Source organism: Pseudoduganella aquatica (assembly GCF_009857595.1).
Lineage (GTDB): Bacteria > Pseudomonadota > Gammaproteobacteria > Burkholderiales > Burkholderiaceae_D > Rugamonas > Rugamonas aquatica_A.
This window is the reverse complement of record NZ_WWCU01000016.1, coordinates 97994-115286: the sequence shown is the minus strand read 5'-3', so window position 1 is coordinate 115286 and position 17293 is coordinate 97994. Positions and strand designations below refer to the sequence as shown.

The window sequence follows — 17293 nt, the reverse complement described above, 5'->3', positions numbered from 1 at the left end:
CTGTATAATGCTGCTCGCTAGGAAGCGTGGCCGAGTGGTTGAAGGCAGCAGTCTTGAAAACTGCCGACGGGTTAAACTGTTCGTGAGTTCGAATCTCACCGCTTCCGCCAAGAAAACGACAAAACCGCCCACTGGGCGGTTTTTTCATTTTCGGACGGAAACGGTGAGATTCGAAGGGCCGGGCCTACCAGCCCGGCCCTCTCCGAATCGCCCATCTGCTGGCCGCTGCGCGGCCAGCTTCGCGCGCCGAGGGCGCGCGCTCGTATCCTCAATTCAGGTTCTCGACGACTAGACGGTCCGCTCCTAGCCCGCGTACCCATTGCATATGCCAGGAACATCAGCTACCTGTATAGCAGGTATTTGACGAATATTTGTATTGAGCGTAGTCTGCAAATACTCCTTACGCAGCTAGACGTCACACGTGACATCATGAAGCAAATCCTATCGCTCTCCAAACAGCTGGGGCCGTTGCTTCAGTCGGCTCGAAAATCCGCAGGGCTTTCGCAGACCGAGCTGGCGCAACGCCTGGGCATTAGCCAAAGCCGTATTTCTGCGATGGAACTGGACCCGGGATCCATCAATGTCGAACAGTTGCTGGCGCTGCTCGCGGCATTGAATCACGAGGTGCTGGTGCAGCCGAAGAACAGCGCCAGCCCAGAACGTGGGATAGCCAGGCCGGACTGGTAAGCCATGGGCCGCAAATCGCACTCTCGGTCGCTGTCGGTCTGGTGCAATGGCGAGCGAGTAGGAAGCTGGACTATCCCCACCCGTGGCGAAACACAATTTCTTTACGATAAGGCGTGGCGGGAGTCGGACGTCGGGCGGCCGTTGTCGCTGTCGTTGCCATACACCGGCGATCAGCCCTTGCGGGGTGATGTCGTGCGCAACTTCTTCGACAACCTGCTGCCTGATAGCGCACTTATCCGTCATCGCTTGGCCTCGCATTACAAGCTGGCGTCCATCGAAGCATTTGATTTGCTGCAGGAAATCGGCAGAGATTTACGACGTCATGTCGATTTGGCCAATTGAGGGTGGCGGCGCGAATCAATATTCTCTGCACAGAGCCAAGCTGGCTATGGCCATATTGGGTAAGAACAAGCACTACCGTTTTTCGGAGATACAGAGGCGGCACTTCAACAGTGTCGCAGCCCGGTGCTTCCTGCGTGCCGATGCGGAAGATGTGATCGAAAGATTGCTGGCGCGGATAGACGGTGCGGTCGCGGCGGTCGCTGAGCGCTTGCCATCGGGATTTCCGGAGCGGGTCGCAGGCCCCATCTTTGCCGGCGTCGAGCGGTTTGCAAAACAACTGAACGCGGGCTGAATCACGCCGCGATATTTTTCATCCGCAACAATTCTAGCGTATTTTGATGATGCTCTTGCGTATCCCGCTGCTCAGCAGTTCCTACTGATCCATTCCGGCCACGGGCAATGCATTAATCGGGATCCGCAAGTAGGCGATGCCATTGTCATCGGCAGGGGGCATGGCTCCCGCGCGAATATTGACTTGCATGGCTGGCAGGATAAGGGTCGGCACCTCCAAGGTGGCGTCGCGCGCGGTGCGCATTTTCACGAATTCGGCTTCCGTGACGCCGTCCCGCACATGGATGTTGCGCGCGCGTTGATTGGCGACGGTCGTCTGCCACTGTGCCGGCCTGCTCGATGGCGGGTAGTCGTGGCAGACGTACAGGACGGTGTCCGCTGGAAGCGCGAGAATGCGGCGCATCGATGCATACAGCTGGCGTGCGCAGCCGCCGGGGAAGTCCGCCCTGGCGCTCCCAACGTCGGGCATAAAGAGCGTGTCGCCTACAAACACCGCGCCGTCCATGAGATACGCCATGTCGGCCGGCGTGTGGCCCGGAACCAGCATGGCGGTGACCTCGATGCTTCCAATCTTGAAGGTCTCGCCGTCCCGGAACAGGTGGTCAAACTGGCTTCCGTCGGGAAGGAAGCCGCGCTCGAGGTTGTACAGCTTCTTGAACGTCGCCTGGACGGTCCGGATGTTCTCGCCGATGGCAATGCGGCCGCCGGCCTGCGCCTGCAGGTAGCGGGCTGCGGAGAGGTGGTCCGCATGCGCATGGGTCTCCAATATCCACTCCACCGTCAAGTTGTGTACGCTGATGTAGGCCAGGATATCGTCCGCCGAGGCGGTCGCGGTGTGCCCGGACTTGAAGTCATAGTCCAGGACCGGGTCGATTATCGCCGCGCATCGCGTGGCGGGGTCCCACACTACGTAGGAAATGGTCCAGGTATTCGGGTCAAAGAACCCGCGCGTTGTCATGGTCGCGTTCGGCATGCCGCTTCCTCTCTAAAACAATATATTGACTCATATTATGTTGAAAGATATTATGTGTCAATCGTAAGAAAACACGGCCTCTGCTTATGCAAAAAAAACAAATGATTGATGTCAATGCGCTGCGTGTGGGAGCGGATCGAGCGGTTGGGGCGCTTAAATTGCTTGCGAATGAGGAGCGGCTTTTATTGCTCTGCCAGCTTTCCCAAGGGGAGATGTGCGTCAGCGAACTGGAGGAGGTGCTGGGAATCCGCCAGCCTACGCTCTCCCAGCAACTCGGGGTATTGCGCAACGAGGGCGTGATAGTCCCGCGCCGCGAGGGCAAGAAGATTTTCTATAGCGTCGCCTCGCCGGACTTGCTGGAAATCCTGGCGGTGCTGTATCGTCTCTACTGTCCCAAGGAGTAGCAATGAGTATCGATTGGAATCATTTCACGCCGTATGCCGCCCTGGCCGGCGGGGCGCTGATAGGCGCGGCGGCGGCCATGCTGCTGCTCTTGAACGGCCGCATAGCGGGCATCAGTGGCATCGTCGGCGGCCTGCTGGCGCCGGCAGGGAGGGGCGAACTAGCCTGGCGGCTGGCCTTCGTGGCCGGCATTGTCGCCGCCCCCATGGCCTATTCGTGGTTCGCCTCGCTGCCGGAAGTGCACATCGATGCCGGATACGGCGCCCTGGTCATCGCTGGCCTGCTCGTCGGGATAGGGACGCGCTATGGCTCGGGGTGTACCAGCGGACATGGCGTGTGCGGCTTGTCCCGCTTGTCGCTCCGCTCGGCGGTGGCGACCGGCATCTTTATGGCGGCGGGATTCATCACCGTCTTCCTGGCCCGTCATGTATTGAGTATGTAAGGACACACCATGCTGATATTTACCTCTCTGCTGGCCGGCCTGACCTTCGGCGTCGGACTGATTGTTTCCGGCATGGCCAATCCAGCCAAGGTCTTGGGATTCCTCGATCTGGCCGGCCAATGGGATCCTTCGCTGGCATTCGTGATGGGAGGCGCCATTGCAATCGGCTTGGTGTCGTTCGCCCTTGCCCGGCGCAGGACGACTTCATTCTTGGGCGAGCGCTTGCGCATGCCGGCGAGCCGCGTTGTCGACCGTCGATTGGTGGCCGGTAGCGCCTTGTTTGGTATCGGCTGGGGGATAGCGGGCTTTTGTCCGGGGCCGGCGCTGGCGTCGCTGGGAACGGGCAGTCCCAAAGCGCTTCTGTTCGTCGTCTCCATGGTCGCCGGCATGGGCATTTTCGAGCTTCTGGAGCGGCGAAAAAGTGCCCGCGCATCGCAGGGAGCGTAGGAGGCTATGCTGATCTCCCCGGCCTGGCTGGCTGCGGTGGCGACCGTCGCCATCCTCTTGTCGTACGAGGTGGCGTTGGCCGTGCGGCAGAGGCGTTCCCCGCAGCGGATGGCCAAGACGGCGCACGCCATCTTGCGACGCGAATGGTTTGAGGCGGTAGCGGCCGAGAAGGGAACGGAGATCCTGGCGGTGCAGGCTGTGCGGAACGCGATGATGTCGGCGACGATGACCTCGTCAATCGCCGCGCTTGGCCTGATGGGGACGGTAACCTTGGCCCTGCCGTCTTTGCACGAAAGCCTTGGTGACAAGATGGCGCTGGCCGGGTTCAGCCCGCGCTTGCTGCTCGGCCTGGTCCTGTTGGCGCTCCTGTTTGCGTCGCTGGTCTCATCGGTGATGGCCGTGCGCTTCTATAACCATTGCGGCTTTATATGCGCGATGCCGGTCGGCTCACATGCGAGGAAGCGCTGGCATGCGCTTGGCGCGGGATACATCCAGCGCGCCGGGATGCTGTACAGTTGGGGAGTCAAGCACCTGATTTTAGTCGCGCCTATCCTGGCGTCGCTTCTGCAGCCCTATGCGGGGCCGGTCGCCGCGCTGCTGGTAGTGGCTGCGCTGCTTGGCTTTGATGGACTGAAAATCCGGATAGAGTGAAAATTGAAAACATTGCGTCCCCGGTGTATTTCTCAGCTTAAACGGCGGTGTTGCGGCATATTCGGCGGCTTGTTACTCGCGATCGGCTTATCAGGACACAGTTCCCAGGCAAAGGAATTGCGTATTGTCACCATCGAGTCGGCGCCTTTTGGTTTCTATGGCGGGGATGGCCAAGCCTCGGGCATGATGTATGAAATCGGCAACCTGATTGCGCAGGAAGCGGGACTGCCCCATGTCAATAGAATCGTTCCCTACCCACGCACAGTCGCGATGATCGCCAGTGGCGACGCGGATGTTGTACTGAGGTATACCAACCCTGAATTGAGCGCGGCAGCCTTGCAGGTGGCCGAGGTGCTTAGCCTGCCGACCATTGTGGTGGGCAGGCCTGCGCTGAAGTTGACCTCGCTTAGCGACTTGCGGGGCAAATTCGTCGGGGTCCCCAGAAGCGGTCGATTCGACGAAGCGTTTGACGAGCGTGACGACATTACAAAATATCCGCTCGCCGGCTATTCTCAAATGTTGAAAATGTTGATGGCGGGAAGAATTGACGCGGGAATCGGATCATCCGTCGGCATCTACTACAACGCGCATATCCTGGGGATATCCAAGGAGCGGCTCGGCAAGCCGTTGATGCTCGGGACGAGAAAATTTGAACTGCATTTTTCAAAGAAGACGGCCACGGCTGAAACTGTCTCTGCCATTAAGATTGCGGTGCAACGATTGCAGAGTCGCGGCGCAATCAATGAAATCGTTGAAAAATATTATCGGACTTTTGATCTCGACCAAAAAAAATGACCGGGGCGACGCCGGGCGCGCGGCTAAGGCGCCGGCAGTTCAGCGCACGCGGCCGCGCGGGTGAGGAGGAGGTCGCGTTCGCGCTCGTTTTGCGTCATGGCTGCCGCGCGCTCGAATTCGGCGCGGGCTTCGGCTTTGCGGCCCAGCTTGAACAGGAAGTCGCCGCGCACGCTGGGCAGCAGGTGGTAGTTTCTCAGCGCCGGTTCGTCCAGCAGCGCATCCGCCACTTCCAGGCCGGTCTCCGGCCCGAAGGCCATGGACAGCGCCACCGCGCGGTTCAGTTCCACCACGGGCGAGGGCGCCAGCTGCGCCAGGCCGTCGTATAGCGCGGCGATGCGGCCCCAGTCCGTGTCCTCGGCGCGGCGCGCGCGGGCGTGGCAGGCGGCAATCGCCGCTTGCAGCGCGTAAGGCCCCAGGCCCTGGCCGATCTGCTCGGCGCGCGCCAGCGCGGCCAGGCCGCGCCGTATCAGCAGCTGGTCCCAGCGCGAGCGGTCCTGCTCGAGCAGCAGCACCGGGGCGCCGCGCGCGTCGGTGCGGGCGCGGGCGCGCGAGGACTGGATTTCCATCAGCGCCACCAGGCCGTGCACCTCGGGCTCCTGCGGCGCCAGCTCGGCCAGCACGCGCCCCAGCCGCAGCGCTTCCTCGCATAGCGCCGGGCGCATCCAGTCCGCGCCGGCGCTGGCGGAATAGCCTTCGTTGTAAATCAGGTAGATCACTTGCAGCACCGACGCCAGCCGCTCCACCAGCTCGCGCCCGCGCGGCGCTTCAAACGGCACCTTGGCTTCGGCCAGGGTGCGCTTGGCGCGCACGATGCGCTGCGCCACGGTCGCTTCCGGCACGAAGAAGGCGCGCGCGATTTCCTCGGTGGTGAGGCCGCCCAGCAGGCGCAGCGTGAGCGCCACGCGGCCTTCGGTGGACAGCACAGGGTGGCAGGCCACAAACACCAGCCGCAGCAGGTCGTCGCCGATGTTGTCGTCCAGCGCGCGTTCCAGGTCGGGCGCGGCGTCCTGCAGCAGGCCTTCGATTTCGTAGGTGAGTTCGGTTTCCTTGTCCTGCGTTAGCTTGCGGTGGCGGAGCAGGTCGAGGGCGCGGTTTTTTGCCACGGTCATCAGCCAGCCCGCAGGATTGTCCGGCGTGCCGCTGTCCGGCCAGCGCTCCAGCGCGCTCACCAGCGCGTCCTGCGCGATTTCCTCGGCCTGGCCGACGTCGCGCAGCATGCGCGCCAGCACGGCGATGATCTTGGCGGACTCGATGCGCCAGACTGCTTCTATGGCGCGGTGTATGCCCTGCTGGTTCATGAGCCCAGGTGCACGCCGCGCAGTTCCACCACCACGTCCATGTCCGGCGGATGCGGGTAGGGATAGTTCCTCACCCATTCCATCGCGCCTTCGATGGACTCGGCCTGCACCAGCCAGTAGCCCGCGATCAGCTCCTTCACTTCCGCATACGGCCCGTCGATGATGGAAGCCTTGCCGCCGCTGAACTTCACGCGCACCCCCTTGGACGAGGCGCGCAGCCCTTCGCCCGCCAGCGCGATGCCGGCGCGGATGCCGGCCTGATTGGCGCGGTTCATGGTGTCGATGACGGCGGCGGGCGGCTCCAGGTCCGCTTCGCTGCCCGCGTCCGAGCGCAGCAGCACGGCGTAGGGCTTGCAGCCGGGCTTGAGCGCGGCCGGCCGCAGGTCCGCCGGCGCGCCTTGCGGCAGCGCGCCCATGTCGAAGCCCACGCAGCCGCCCGGACAGCCGGCCTGCCGCACCTCCAGCTCGGCCTGGCCCTCGGCGTCGGCCAGCGGCCACTGGCTGGCCAGCTGTGCCGCTTCCTCGCGGCTGGCCGCCTCGACAAAGGTGTAGCCCGCCACCAGTTCGCGCGCGTCGAACGGACCTTCGCCGCTCACGCGCCACTGGCCGGCGCTGCGCGTCATGCGCAGGCCGCTGGCGCTGGGATGCAGCCATTGCGCGGACGGCACGGCGTGCACCAGTTCAGCCGATGGAAAGCCGGCCGTCTCCGACACCGTGTCGCTCCTGCGCAAGATCATGAATTGCATCGCGGGCTCCTGTGCGTGTTAACGCTGTGTTAGTGCTGCTTCTGCAGTTCCGCCGCCTTGGCCATCACGCGCTGTTCCTGCTCGCGCAGCTCGGGCGTGAATTCGGCGCCGAAATCGTCCATCTCGAACACCTGGCGGATCTCGATATCGGAATCGCTTTCCATCGGGTTGGGGCAGCGCTTCACCCATTCAATCGCTTCTTCCAGCGACTTTACCTGAACCAGCCAGAAGCCCGCAATCAGCTCCTTGGTTTCGGAAAACGGGCCGTCGATGACGGTGCGGTTCTTGCCCGAGAAGTGCACGCGCACGCCGCGCGAACTCGGGTGCAGGCCTTCGCCCGCCAGCAGCACACCGGCGTTGACCAGGTCCTCGTTGAACTTGCCCATGGCGGTCAGCAGTTCCTGGCTGGGCATCTTGCCGGCTTCGGACTCGGCGCTGGCCTTCACAATAATCATGAATCGCATGGCGCTTCCTTTCAGGCTTCCGAGCCGGGGCAGTTTTCGGACATGGACTTCTGCATCTCGGCTTGCATTTCTTCCGGCGTCATGTCGCGCTTGTGGGTGGCGATGGACCAGGTGTGGCCGAACGGGTCCACCACCATGCCGTAGCGGTCGCCCCAGAACATGTCGGCGGGCGGCATCTTGGCGGTGCCGCCGGCGGCCACGGCCTGGTTGTAGACGGCGTCCACGTCTTCCACATACATATGCAGCACCACGGGCGAGCCTTTCAACGCTTTCGGGCCGACGCTGCCCCAGTCGGGGAAGTCGTCCACCAGCATCACCATGGCGGTGCCTATCTTCACCTGGGCGTGCATGAGCTTGCCGCCGGGGCCGGGCATGCGCGCCATTTCCACGGCGTTGAAGGCCTTTTTATAGAATTCAATTGCGTCGGCGGCGCCTTCGCAGACCAGGTGCGGTGTTACGGTCTGGAAACCTTGTGGGATGGGGGCGACATTGCTCATGGTAATCTCCTTGATAAGTTGATGAAATATGAACGCAACTGCGGCGCCCATACTCACACGACGGCCGGGGAAACGCCAGATCGACACCTTATAAATATATATTTTTGTCTGATTTTTTCCTTGCCTGTCGCACCTCAAGGTTGTACGATGACATACAACTTAGCGGTCCTGTCGAGACAGGGACCGGAACGTACAACCAGAATAAGTGATTCCTTATGAACCTGAGTGAACCTGTCAGCCAGCAAGTTGTTGGCAAATACCGGTGGACCATCTGCGCGCTGCTGTTCTTCGCCACCACCGTCAACTATCTGGACCGCCAGGTACTCAGCCTGCTGGCGCCCGACCTGTCCAAGGAATTCGGCTGGTCCAATAGCGACTACGCCAACATCACCGCCGTATTCCAGTTCGTGTACGCCATCGCCATGCTGTTCGCCGGCCGCGTGGTGGACAAGATCGGCACCAAGCAGGCCTACATCCTGGCCATCGTCATCTGGTCGATAGGCGCCATCATGCACGCCTACTCGGTGCCGATGGGCGAGGGCATCGCCAAGGTGCTGGGCGCCTTCGGCTTCGCGGCCATTCCGGTATCGATCGCCGGCTTCATGCTGTCGCGCGCGGTGCTGGCGGTCGGCGAGGCGGGCAACTTCCCGGCGGCCATCAAGACCACGGCCGAGTACTTCCCGCGTAAGGAACGCTCCTTCGCCACCGGCATCTTCAACTCCGGCGCCAACGTGGGCGCCATCCTGGCGCCGCTGACCGTGCCCTGGATCGCCATCAACTGGGGCTGGCAGTCGGCCTTTATCGTCATCGGCGCGGTCGGCTTCCTGTGGATGCTGGCGTGGCAGTTCTTCTACGACGCACCGGACCAGCAGCGCCGCCTGTCGGCCGGCGAACTGGCCTACATCCGCAGCGACGCCGTGGCTGCCGCGCCTGCCGCGCCTGCCGCGCCTGCTGCGCCTGCTGCGCCGGTCGGCAAGACTTCCTGGTTCAAGCTGCTGGGCTACCGCCAGACCTGGGCCTTCGTGTTCGGCAAATTCATGACCGACGGCGTGTGGTGGTTCTTCCTGTTCTGGCTGCCTAAATACCTGTCGGTGCAGTACGGCATGGGCAAGGAGGCCATCGTCGTGCCGCTGGCCGTGCTGTACAGCATGACCATGGTGGGCAGTATCGGCGGCGGCTGGTTCCCGGCCTACTTCATGAACAAGGGCATGCACGCTTACGACGGCCGCATGAAAGCCATGCTGGTGATTGCGCTGTTCCCGCTGGTGGTGCTGCTGGCGCAGCCGCTGGGCTACATCAGCTTCTGGGTGCCGGTGCTGCTGATCGGCGTGGGCGCCTCGGCGCACCAGGCATGGTCGGCCAACATCTTCACCACCGTGTCCGACATGTTCCCGCAGAAGTCGGTGGCGTCGGTGGTCGGCATCGGCGGCATGGCCGGCGGCCTGGGCGGCGTGGCCGTGTCCAAGATGGGCGGCTGGCTGTTCGACTACTACGGCGCGCTGGGCCAGATCCAGACCGGCTACATGATCATGTTCACCTTCTGCGCACTGGCTTACCTGGCGGCGTGGACCGTGATGAAAGCCCTGGTGCCCAAGCACAAGGAAATCACGGACCTGTGACGCACAATCCGATGCGTCCCCTGCTGCTGGCGGTATTGCTGGCGGCGGCGGGGCAGGGCGGCTGCACCGGTATCTCGGTGCAGCCGTTTGGCATTCTGGCCGGCGGCCAGGCGGTGCAGCGTGTGACGCTGGAAAACGACAGCGGCATGCGCCTGTCCTATATCGACTACGGCGCCACGCTGGTGTCGGCCGACGTGGCCGGCAAGGGCGGCGAGCGCCGCAACGTCATACTCAGCCTTCCGGATCTTGATGCCTATGTGCGCACCAAGCGGCGCTTCGCTTCGGTGATAGGGCGCTATGCGGGCCGCATTGGCGGCGCGCGCTACACGCTGGACGGGCGCACCGTGCAACTGCCCGCCAATGCGAAGGGCATCGCCATTCACGGCGAACCGAACGGCTACGAGAAGCGCCTGTGGCAGCGGCAGGACTTCGCCGACGCCGCCTCCATCGGCTCCATCTACCGGCTGGTGAGCGAGGACGGCGACCAGGGCTTTCCCGGCCGCCTGGAAATCAGCGTGACCTACCGGCTGATGCGGCGCAGCGACGAGTTCCGCATCGAGTACGCCGCCACGGCCGATGCGCCCACCGTGCTGAACCTGACCAACCACGCCTACTTCAACCTGGCCGGGGCGGGCAGCGCGGGCATGGCCTCGCACCGCTTCCGTATCGCCGCCGACCGCTATGCCGTCACCGACGAGAAGAAGGTGCCTACCGGGGAGCTGGCCAGCGTGGCGGGCACGCCGCTGGACTTCCGGCGGCCGGCCGGTGTGATGCAGTGGCTGGCCGGCGGCGCGTCCTCCGCGCTGCTGGGCACACCGCCGGGATTTGACCACGCGCTGCTGTTCGCGAAGAAGCAGGGCGCCTACCGCCTGGTGGCGGTGGTGGACGAACTGGAAAGTGGTCGCCGCATGGAAATCCGCAGCACGGAACCGTCGGTGCTGTTCAACAGCGGCAACGGTTTCGACGGCACGGAAGCGGGCAGCGAAGGGCGTGCCTACGCACGCTACGACGGCTTCGCATTCGAGACGCAAGGCTTGCCGGATGCGCCCAACCAGCCGCATTTCCCGAGCACCGTGCTGCGTCCCGGCGCGGTTTTCCGTTCGGTGACCGGCTTCCGGTTTACTGCCGGCCGCTGACGGCGGCTGCCGCTTCGCCCAGTTTGCGCGCCTCGAAACGCTTGCGGAAGTTTTCCGCGATGCGGCCGGCCTCCGCGTCCGCAGCGGCGATCTGTTCCGGCGTCAGCCCCTCCTTGAGGAAGGAAAACAACTGGGAGTCGTAGGGGCCGCCATTTGCGTCCGGCGCCTGCATGCGGAAGATGCGTTCCATTGCGGCGTTGTAGGTGTAGGCCAGGCGCGCATCTTTGGGGACGGCGGGCGTGCCGGTCATGTGGCTGGTCCACAGCGTATTCAAGCTGCTTAAATCGCCCTGCGCGGCTTCGCGGTTCAACTGCTCCATGGCCTGCTGCTTCCATTGCAGCACCAGGGGATCGTCCGGCCGCGTTTGCAGCGCGCTGGGGTCCCCGAACGGGCCTTCCATCAGGAAGCGGCTGCTCGCTCCCTGCACGCCGGCCCTGGCGGCCAGCGTCAGATAGTCGATGCGCGAACGCTTCATCTGTTCCGTCAGGCTGGCGCAGACCTTGGCCTCGGCTTGCTTCTCCGCCTCGGACATCTCGCGCTGCTCCGGGAAATGAAAATACGGAATCACGCCGAGCTTCTGGAAAGTGATGCAGTCGCCGATCAGGTTGTGGGCCTGGTAGGCGTCTTCCGGCTTGCCGGTGGCGATCAATGCGTCCACCTGCCGCGCCAGGGGCTCGGGGGCGCTGCTGCCCGCCGCGCTGGCGGGCGGACCGCCGACGGCGCTGAACCAGCCTGGCGCGCCGCGTGCCGCCGGCTGTGCTTCGCTGTGCGCTTGCGTGGTCACGCCGCGCGCCGGGCGCCAGTCGCCCAGGCCCCATACCGCTGCGGCAGCGGCAACTGCCGCGGCGGCTGCGCCCAGTATGAGTTTCAGGTTTGAACGGCTTATTTCTGGCATGCGCCTAGCGTAGCACGCCGGCGGCTTCCTCGCGCGTGATGCACATATTGCTGAAGTAGACCGTATCGGCGCGGTGCTGGTTCAGCTGCGGGCTGTGCTTGCGGTAAATGCCCCACTTGGGCCGCATGTGGTCCGCGCCGCTGCGCCACATCTGCAGGCCGCCCTGGTCGATGGCCAGCTGCTGCACGCCCTCCATGTCGCGTATCGCCAGCTGGTAGCGGCCGCGCGTGTTGGAGTAGGTGATGGTCTCCGTCGCCACCAGCCACTTGCCCTGGTTGCCGGCCAGCGGCATTGCGCCCAGCACCGTCTGTTTCGATTCCGTCAGCTGGTCCGCCACATGGCGCACTTCCATTTTGCCGTTTGCCAGCGGCGTGAAGGTGATCAGGGGCGGTTCGGCGTAGCGGCCGCCGTTGGCCTTGATCTGGTGGATGTGGGTGAAGCTGGACGCGAAGCGCATGTCCTCGGCGATGCGGAAGCGCCAGGCATAGGTGAAGGTGTCGCCCTCGCGCGCCTTGAACACCTCGTGCGGCCCTTTGGATGGCGCCAGCTTGATCTCGGTGCGCGAGCGGTCGCCGCCGGCTTCCATGGCAACGCGGTCCAGGTTGTAGTCGCTGGGCTCAATCGCCTGGATGGCGTAGTGCGGACCGGTCACGCCGTCGTCCGGCATCACCAGTATGTGCGGACGCGGCGGCGTGTAGGCGTCGTCGCTGGGCGACTCGACCGCGCCGGCGCCCAGCACGCTCTCGATATGGCGGTAGCTGTCCTGGCCCGGAGCAGGGTTCAGGCACATGGTGCTGCCGGCGGATGCGCCGACGGCGTACACCGCCAGGCAGGCGCCCGCGCAGCGCTGGACAAGAGGCAAAAACGGCTTGTGCATCAATCTGTTCCTTGTGAAGTTAAACGATTACCTTCCGCGCCCGACTGCGGTTTGCGCGACGCTGATTATGGCATCGGGCGGCGCCGGACGCCTGCTGGTCTGCGTCTATCAGATGCTTTTGCAACACCCTTGGCAAAAAAACCGCGCAAACATTTACCGCAATTCGAAATTGCCATATGATCCAGTTAAACGTTTTCCAATCATTATAAAAGAGACCGCATGACCACCCTGATACGCCCCTTGGCAAGCCTGCTGCTGGCAGTGCCGGCGTTGTGCGCCGCCGCTCCGGCCAGCGCGCCCGAGTCGCCGATGAACAGCACCGTCCAGCAGCAGCTGTATCCGCAGCTGGACTACTTCTTCTCCAAGCTGGCGGCGGAGAAGGAGAACACCGTCATCGACGGCCAGAAGCCCTTTACCAGCAAGGACAAATTCCTGCCCGGGAAAATCGCCATCGGATTGTCCTATGTTTTGCTCAACAAGGATAAGGACGACCCCACGCTGGAAGCGCGCCTGCGCGAATACCGCAGCATCGCCGACATGACGGTGGGCATGGACAACCACACCTGGGGCATCTACTACTACCTGTCCGCGCTGGTCAGCCTGAAAAAAGCGGGCCTGCTGGAGGGCGCCATCAGCCCGGAAACGCTGGAGAAGCTGCGCGTGCAGCTGGACTGGCGCACCTTCGTCACGCAGCCCGGCTTTGAGCTGATCAAGCTGCCGACCAATTACTTCGGCGTGGCCTTCAGCGTGGCGCGGCTGCGCATGCTGCTGGGCTGGGAGGACGACAGTGCCGGCAAGGTGCTGATGGAGAAAATGCTGCAGCACTACGACGCCTATTCCGGCGCCTACGGCTTCTCCGACGAGACCAGCGGGGAAGGGCGCTTCGACCGCTACAGCATCCTGCTGATTGCCGAGATCTGCGAACGCTATCTGGAAACCGGGCTGGAAGTCACGCCGCAGCTCAAGGACAAGCTGCGCAAGGCCGCCACGCTGACGCTCAATCTGCTCAAGGCCGACGGCACCGGCTTCACCTTCGGCCGCAGCCTGGGGCCGTATGGCGAGACCGCGATGCTGGAGATCCTGTCGGTGGCGGCCTACCTGGACGTGCTGACGGCGGAAGAAAAAACCTACGCCTACGCCTACTCCTCGCGCGTGGCGGCGCGCTACAACAGCTTCTGGTACGACCCGCAAATGAAGTCGGTCGACATGTGGGGCAAGGGCCGCCGCACCGACACCTATCGCGGCAAGCATCGCATCCTGGGCGAGAACTTCTCGCTGCTGCACCAGCTCATTTTCACGAACGCGTTCTGGAACCAGACCGGCTTCAAGGACAAGCCGGTCAATCCGGGCCTGGCGGCGTGGCTGGACAAGACGCAGCCGCGCTTCAGCCTGACCCGCTTCGCCGCCGGCGAGTATGACCGGGCGCTCGGCGTCTACCGCGACCGTGGCCACGTCTTCAGCCTGCTGATGGTGAACGGCGGCGCCAGCCAGCACGACAACAGCCCTTACTACCCACTGCCGTTTGCCGGCGACGTGGTGGCCGGCGTGGCCGACAGCGGCGCGGCCCACCCGCAGCTGCTGCCCAAGTTCACGCTGGAGGACGGCTCCGAGCTGATAGGCGCGGCCTACCTGAAGGACATCCGCAGCGCGCAGCAGGGCAAGACCTGGAGCGTCAGCTACCGCCAGGACGAGCTGGATAAAGTGGGCGCCAACGCGCCCGCCAAGGACGGCCGCATTGCGCTGCGCACCGAGTACACCTTTGCGCCGGGCGCCATCACCCGCACCGACACCTACACGCCGCGCGGCGCCGTGCCGGTGCGCTCGCTGACGCTGGACTTCGCGTCCTTCTCCGGCGCCGCCAGCATCCAGGGCCGCAAGGTGAGCTTTGGCGAAGGCAGCGTGACCAGCTTCGAGGTTAGCGGCCTGGAGGCGTGCCGGGTTGCGCCCGCCGCCGGCAATCCGGATTACCAGTCGCCGAATGGCCCCATGCGCAGCGTGGTGAGTTGCGCGACGCCAGCCTTCCAGTTTGAACGCCCGCTCGTGATCAAGTGGGTGATGAAGTATCGCTAGACCGTATTACCTGAATGACCAAAACAACTACAACGGAGGAGATCCAATGAAACACCAGAACACAAGCATGCCGGGGCTCGGCATGCGCCTGACACCAATCGCATCGGCCGTGGCGCTTGCCATGCTGGCCGGCCTGCCTGCGCATGCGCAGCAGGCCGCCGCCCCGAGCGAGGGGCTGGAGCGCGTGGTGGTAACCGCCAACAAGCGCGTGGAAAAACTGGAAAGCGTGCCCAGTGCGATTTCGGTCGTCAACGAGGCCATTATCGAGCGCACCAATATCCGCGAGATAGAAGACCTGGTGGCCAACACGCCGGCGCTGACCGTCACCGCCGGCTCGACCAGCGCCAACAACACCATCAATATGCGCGGCATCGGCACCGCCACGGTCACCATCGGCATCGAGGCCGACGTGGCCGTCATCGTCGACGACATCCCCATCGCCCAGCAGTTCCAGGCCTTCAAGGACCTGGCGGACGTGCAGCGCATCGAAGTGCTCAAAGGTCCGCAAAGCACGCTGTTCGGCAAGTCCGCCGTGGCGGGCGCGGTCAACATCGTCACCAAGCCCATCTCCGGGCCGCTGGCGGGCAAGGCCAGCTTCTACCTGACCGACGACGACGAGTGGCGCTACGCCGTCTCCTACGGCGGCGAAATCAGCGACACGCTGGGCGTGCGCATCGCGGCCAGCCGCACGCGCTACGAAGGCAATATCAACAACCTGACCACGGGCGGCAAGCTCAATGGCGCCGGCGGCAAAACGCTGATGGCCAAGCTCGCGTGGCATCCGCTGCGCAACCTCGACGTGACGCTGTCGCCGAACTTCAACGCCCAGGAAAACACCAAGGGCGCAAACGCGCTGCGCGGCCTGGTGGTGAATTCGCCCAACGGCCCGGTGGCCGTGGGTCTGGCCGGCGCCAACCCGGTCAACCCGCTGTACCTGATTCCTTCCGGCGCGGCCACCCCGGCCAATGCCGGCACGCTGAACGCCATTCCCGCTTCGGTGGCGCTGGCCGGCATTACGCCGGGCCCGAACAACGTGGACGTGCGCCGCGACGGCCCCACCGGCATGAACTCCACCGACCGCAGCGTGGGCCTGCGCGTGGCCTACGAGCTGGATAACGGCGCCTCGCTGGTGTCCATCACTTCCTTCTCGCATTACAAGTCGGACGACTTCCGCGACCAGGACTTCGTGGACGTGCCCACCGTGGCGCTGCCGGGATCGACCAAGTACGCGGTGCCCAACGACCAGGGCGGCACCTACGACATCAAGTCGCGCACCCAGGAGCTGCGCTATGTTTCGCCGGACGCCGGCACGCTGCGCTACGTGGCAGGCCTGTGGTACGCCAAGAACGAGACCGACCGCTTCTTCAAGCGCGGCGACTGCCGCCTGGCCACCTGCAACGGTTCCTCCATCACCAGCCCTGTGGTGTACAACACCGACGTCTACAACATCAACAAGGCGGTGTTCGGCCAGGCGTCGTGGGACTTCCTGCCCACCTACACGCTGCTGGCCGGCGCGCGCTACAACACCGAAACCTCGGGCTACCACTTCGGCCGCAACTACAACACCACCGTCACTCCGGAAACCTTCGTGGCCGGCGCGCGTGGCGTGGACTACTTTGAAAGCCTGGGCAACAAGGAAAACAAGCTGACCGGGAAACTGAGCCTGTCCAAGCAGATCAACAACGACTGGATGGCCTACGCCACCGCAGCCACCGGCTACAAAGGCCTGGCCTACGGCCTGCTCAGCACCATCAACACCTCGAGCGCGGACCCGGTGCGTTCCGAAACCTCGCGCACCATGGAAGTGGGCGTGAAGGCCAATCTGTTCCAGAACCGCATGACGGTCAACGCGACCGCCTTCCAGACCCGCTTCTTCAACTACCAGTCGTCCTCGACCTACACGCTGCCGGAGAGCACCGTCATCTTGACCCAGATCAGCAGCGTGCCGGAAGTCGCGACCAAGGGCCTGGAACTGGACATCAACGCGCTGGTGACGCGCGACCTGAGCGTCAACGCGGCCGTGGCCTACACCGACGCCACCGTGCGCAACTGGGCCGGCGGCCCTTGCTACAACGACGGCCTGAACGTGGCGGCCAGTCCCGGCGCCAAGTATGCGGCCAACGGTTCCATCATCGGCCGCAACGCCAACTGCTTCCCGATCACGCCGGGTTCAACGGTGGGTGTGCAGAACCTGGCCGGCGCGCGCATGCAGTCGTCGCCGAAGGTGCGGGTTGCGCTGAGCGGCCAGTATGACTGGCGCCTGGCGTCAATGCCGTTCGACGCCTTCTTCACCGGGAACTACAAGTACCAGAGCGACATGATGACGGTGATTACCCAGGATCCGGGCTTCTACGTGCCGAAGTACAGCATCACCGACCTCGGCTTCGGCGTGCGCGACAAGCAAAGCCGCTACAAGATCAGCTTCCTGGTCAACAACGTCTTCGACAAGCACTACGCCACCACCGGCTTCTCGGGCGCGCCGACCTTCCGTGGCGCCACGTCGGCTCCGGTATCGACGGTGACCAACACCGGCATTTCGACCTGGGTTCCTGCGCGTGATGCGTTCCGCTTCGTGTCGGTCCGCCTCGACGTGAAGTTCTAAAAACGCGGCACGTTAAAAAGGCCAGGCCGGATATTCCGGCCTGGCCTTTTTTTTATTTG

The 17293-nt window shown here is 63.8% G+C and carries 19 protein-coding genes and 1 tRNA gene; 13 read left to right on the top strand and 7 right to left on the bottom strand.

Annotation, left to right across the window (positions count from 1 at the left end; all coding sequences use genetic code 11):
- The first annotated feature begins 20 nt into the window (after nucleotides 1–20).
- The 4 genes from GTP77_RS15695 (at nucleotide 21) to GTP77_RS31415 (ending at nucleotide 1321) form a co-directional block, all read left to right on the top strand.
- A tRNA-Ser gene (locus GTP77_RS15695) sits at nucleotides 21–110 on the top strand.
- A 319-nt stretch (nucleotides 111–429) separates the two neighbouring features.
- On the top strand, nucleotides 430–687 hold the full coding sequence (locus GTP77_RS15690) for a helix-turn-helix domain-containing protein (RefSeq protein WP_161073087.1): 258 nt from the start codon (nucleotides 430–432) through the stop codon (nucleotides 685–687).
- A gap of 3 nt (nucleotides 688–690) precedes the next feature.
- Complete coding sequence (locus tag GTP77_RS31420) at nucleotides 691–1029, top strand: HipA N-terminal domain-containing protein (RefSeq protein ID WP_443094213.1); 339 nt, start codon at nucleotides 691–693, stop codon at nucleotides 1027–1029.
- A complete protein-coding gene (locus GTP77_RS31415) occupies nucleotides 1010–1321 on the top strand; it encodes a HipA domain-containing protein (RefSeq protein WP_443094212.1) in 312 nt (103 codons plus the stop codon). The genes GTP77_RS31420 and GTP77_RS31415 overlap by 20 nt, the downstream gene beginning before the upstream one ends.
- Before the next feature lie 81 nt (nucleotides 1322–1402).
- Here GTP77_RS31415 and GTP77_RS15680 read toward each other — a convergent pair whose 3' ends face one another.
- Nucleotides 1403–2293, bottom strand: a complete 891-nt coding sequence (locus GTP77_RS15680) for an MBL fold metallo-hydrolase (RefSeq protein WP_161073086.1) — start codon at nucleotides 2291–2293, stop codon at nucleotides 1403–1405.
- An 86-nt stretch (nucleotides 2294–2379) separates the two neighbouring features.
- On the opposite strand from GTP77_RS15680, the gene GTP77_RS15675 reads away from it, so the two are divergent.
- From GTP77_RS15675 to GTP77_RS15655, 5 genes are all read left to right on the top strand, one after another.
- Nucleotides 2380–2697 (top strand): ArsR/SmtB family transcription factor, encoded by a 318-nt coding sequence (locus GTP77_RS15675; RefSeq protein WP_161073085.1) that lies wholly within the window; start codon nucleotides 2380–2382, stop codon nucleotides 2695–2697.
- 2 nt (nucleotides 2698–2699) lie between these two features.
- Nucleotides 2700–3137, top strand: coding sequence for a YeeE/YedE family protein (locus GTP77_RS15670; RefSeq protein ID WP_161073084.1), 438 nt, complete (start codon nucleotides 2700–2702; stop codon nucleotides 3135–3137).
- 9 nt (nucleotides 3138–3146) lie between these two features.
- A complete protein-coding gene (locus tag GTP77_RS15665) occupies nucleotides 3147–3584 on the top strand; it encodes a YeeE/YedE family protein (protein ID WP_161073083.1) in 438 nt (145 codons plus the stop codon).
- A gap of 6 nt (nucleotides 3585–3590) precedes the next feature.
- Nucleotides 3591–4235, top strand: a complete 645-nt coding sequence (locus tag GTP77_RS15660) for a DUF599 domain-containing protein (protein WP_161073082.1) — start codon at nucleotides 3591–3593, stop codon at nucleotides 4233–4235.
- Between the two features lie 117 nt (nucleotides 4236–4352).
- Complete coding sequence (locus GTP77_RS15655; protein ID WP_161073081.1) at nucleotides 4353–5030, top strand: substrate-binding periplasmic protein; 678 nt, start codon at nucleotides 4353–4355, stop codon at nucleotides 5028–5030.
- Nucleotides 5031–5053: 23 nt separating this feature from the next.
- On the opposite strand, the gene GTP77_RS15650 is transcribed toward GTP77_RS15655, so the two are convergent.
- The 4 genes from GTP77_RS15650 to GTP77_RS15635 are packed head-to-tail and all read right to left on the bottom strand — an operon-like array spanning nucleotide 5054 to nucleotide 8035.
- On the bottom strand, nucleotides 5054–6328 hold the full coding sequence (locus GTP77_RS15650; protein ID WP_187358734.1) for an RNA polymerase sigma factor: 1275 nt from the start codon (nucleotides 6326–6328) through the stop codon (nucleotides 5054–5056).
- Complete coding sequence (locus tag GTP77_RS15645; protein WP_161073079.1) at nucleotides 6325–7074, bottom strand: YciI family protein; 750 nt, start codon at nucleotides 7072–7074, stop codon at nucleotides 6325–6327. Before GTP77_RS15645 ends, GTP77_RS15650 begins: the two co-directional genes overlap by 4 nt.
- Nucleotides 7075–7103: 29 nt before the next feature.
- Nucleotides 7104–7538, bottom strand: coding sequence for a YciI family protein (locus GTP77_RS15640; RefSeq protein ID WP_161073078.1), 435 nt, complete (start codon nucleotides 7536–7538; stop codon nucleotides 7104–7106).
- A gap of 11 nt (nucleotides 7539–7549) precedes the next feature.
- The gene (locus GTP77_RS15635; protein ID WP_161073077.1) at nucleotides 7550–8035 is read right to left on the bottom strand and encodes a VOC family protein; all 486 of its coding nucleotides are present in this window, start codon (nucleotides 8033–8035) and stop codon (nucleotides 7550–7552) included.
- Nucleotides 8036–8250: 215 nt separating this feature from the next.
- On the opposite strand from GTP77_RS15635, the gene GTP77_RS15630 reads away from it, so the two are divergent.
- Both GTP77_RS15630 and GTP77_RS15625 read left to right on the top strand, forming a co-directional pair.
- Nucleotides 8251–9654 carry an MFS transporter gene (locus GTP77_RS15630; RefSeq protein ID WP_161073076.1) on the top strand — a complete coding sequence of 468 codons (1404 nt, stop codon included), beginning with the start codon at nucleotides 8251–8253 and terminating at the stop codon, nucleotides 9652–9654.
- Nucleotides 9651–10790 (top strand): aldose epimerase family protein, encoded by a 1140-nt coding sequence (locus GTP77_RS15625; protein ID WP_161073075.1) that lies wholly within the window; start codon nucleotides 9651–9653, stop codon nucleotides 10788–10790. Before GTP77_RS15630 ends, GTP77_RS15625 begins: the two co-directional genes overlap by 4 nt.
- Here the strand turns inward: GTP77_RS15625 and GTP77_RS15620 are convergent.
- On the bottom strand, nucleotides 10774–11685 hold the full coding sequence (locus GTP77_RS15620; RefSeq protein WP_161073074.1) for a hypothetical protein: 912 nt from the start codon (nucleotides 11683–11685) through the stop codon (nucleotides 10774–10776). The two genes, GTP77_RS15625 and GTP77_RS15620, sit on opposite strands and share 17 nt — an antisense overlap.
- A gap of 4 nt (nucleotides 11686–11689) precedes the next feature.
- A complete protein-coding gene (locus tag GTP77_RS15615; protein ID WP_161073073.1) occupies nucleotides 11690–12562 on the bottom strand; it encodes a heparin lyase I family protein in 873 nt (290 codons plus the stop codon).
- Nucleotides 12563–12781: 219 nt separating this feature from the next.
- Between GTP77_RS15615 and GTP77_RS15605 the strand changes: the two genes are divergently transcribed.
- Together GTP77_RS15605 and GTP77_RS15600 are read left to right on the top strand one after the other, a co-directional pair.
- Nucleotides 12782–14632 (top strand): hypothetical protein, encoded by a 1851-nt coding sequence (locus GTP77_RS15605; protein ID WP_161073071.1) that lies wholly within the window; start codon nucleotides 12782–12784, stop codon nucleotides 14630–14632.
- 46 nt (nucleotides 14633–14678) lie between these two features.
- Nucleotides 14679–17234 carry a TonB-dependent receptor gene (locus GTP77_RS15600; protein WP_161073070.1) on the top strand — a complete coding sequence of 852 codons (2556 nt, stop codon included), beginning with the start codon at nucleotides 14679–14681 and terminating at the stop codon, nucleotides 17232–17234.
- The last annotated feature ends 59 nt before the right edge of the window (nucleotides 17235–17293 follow it).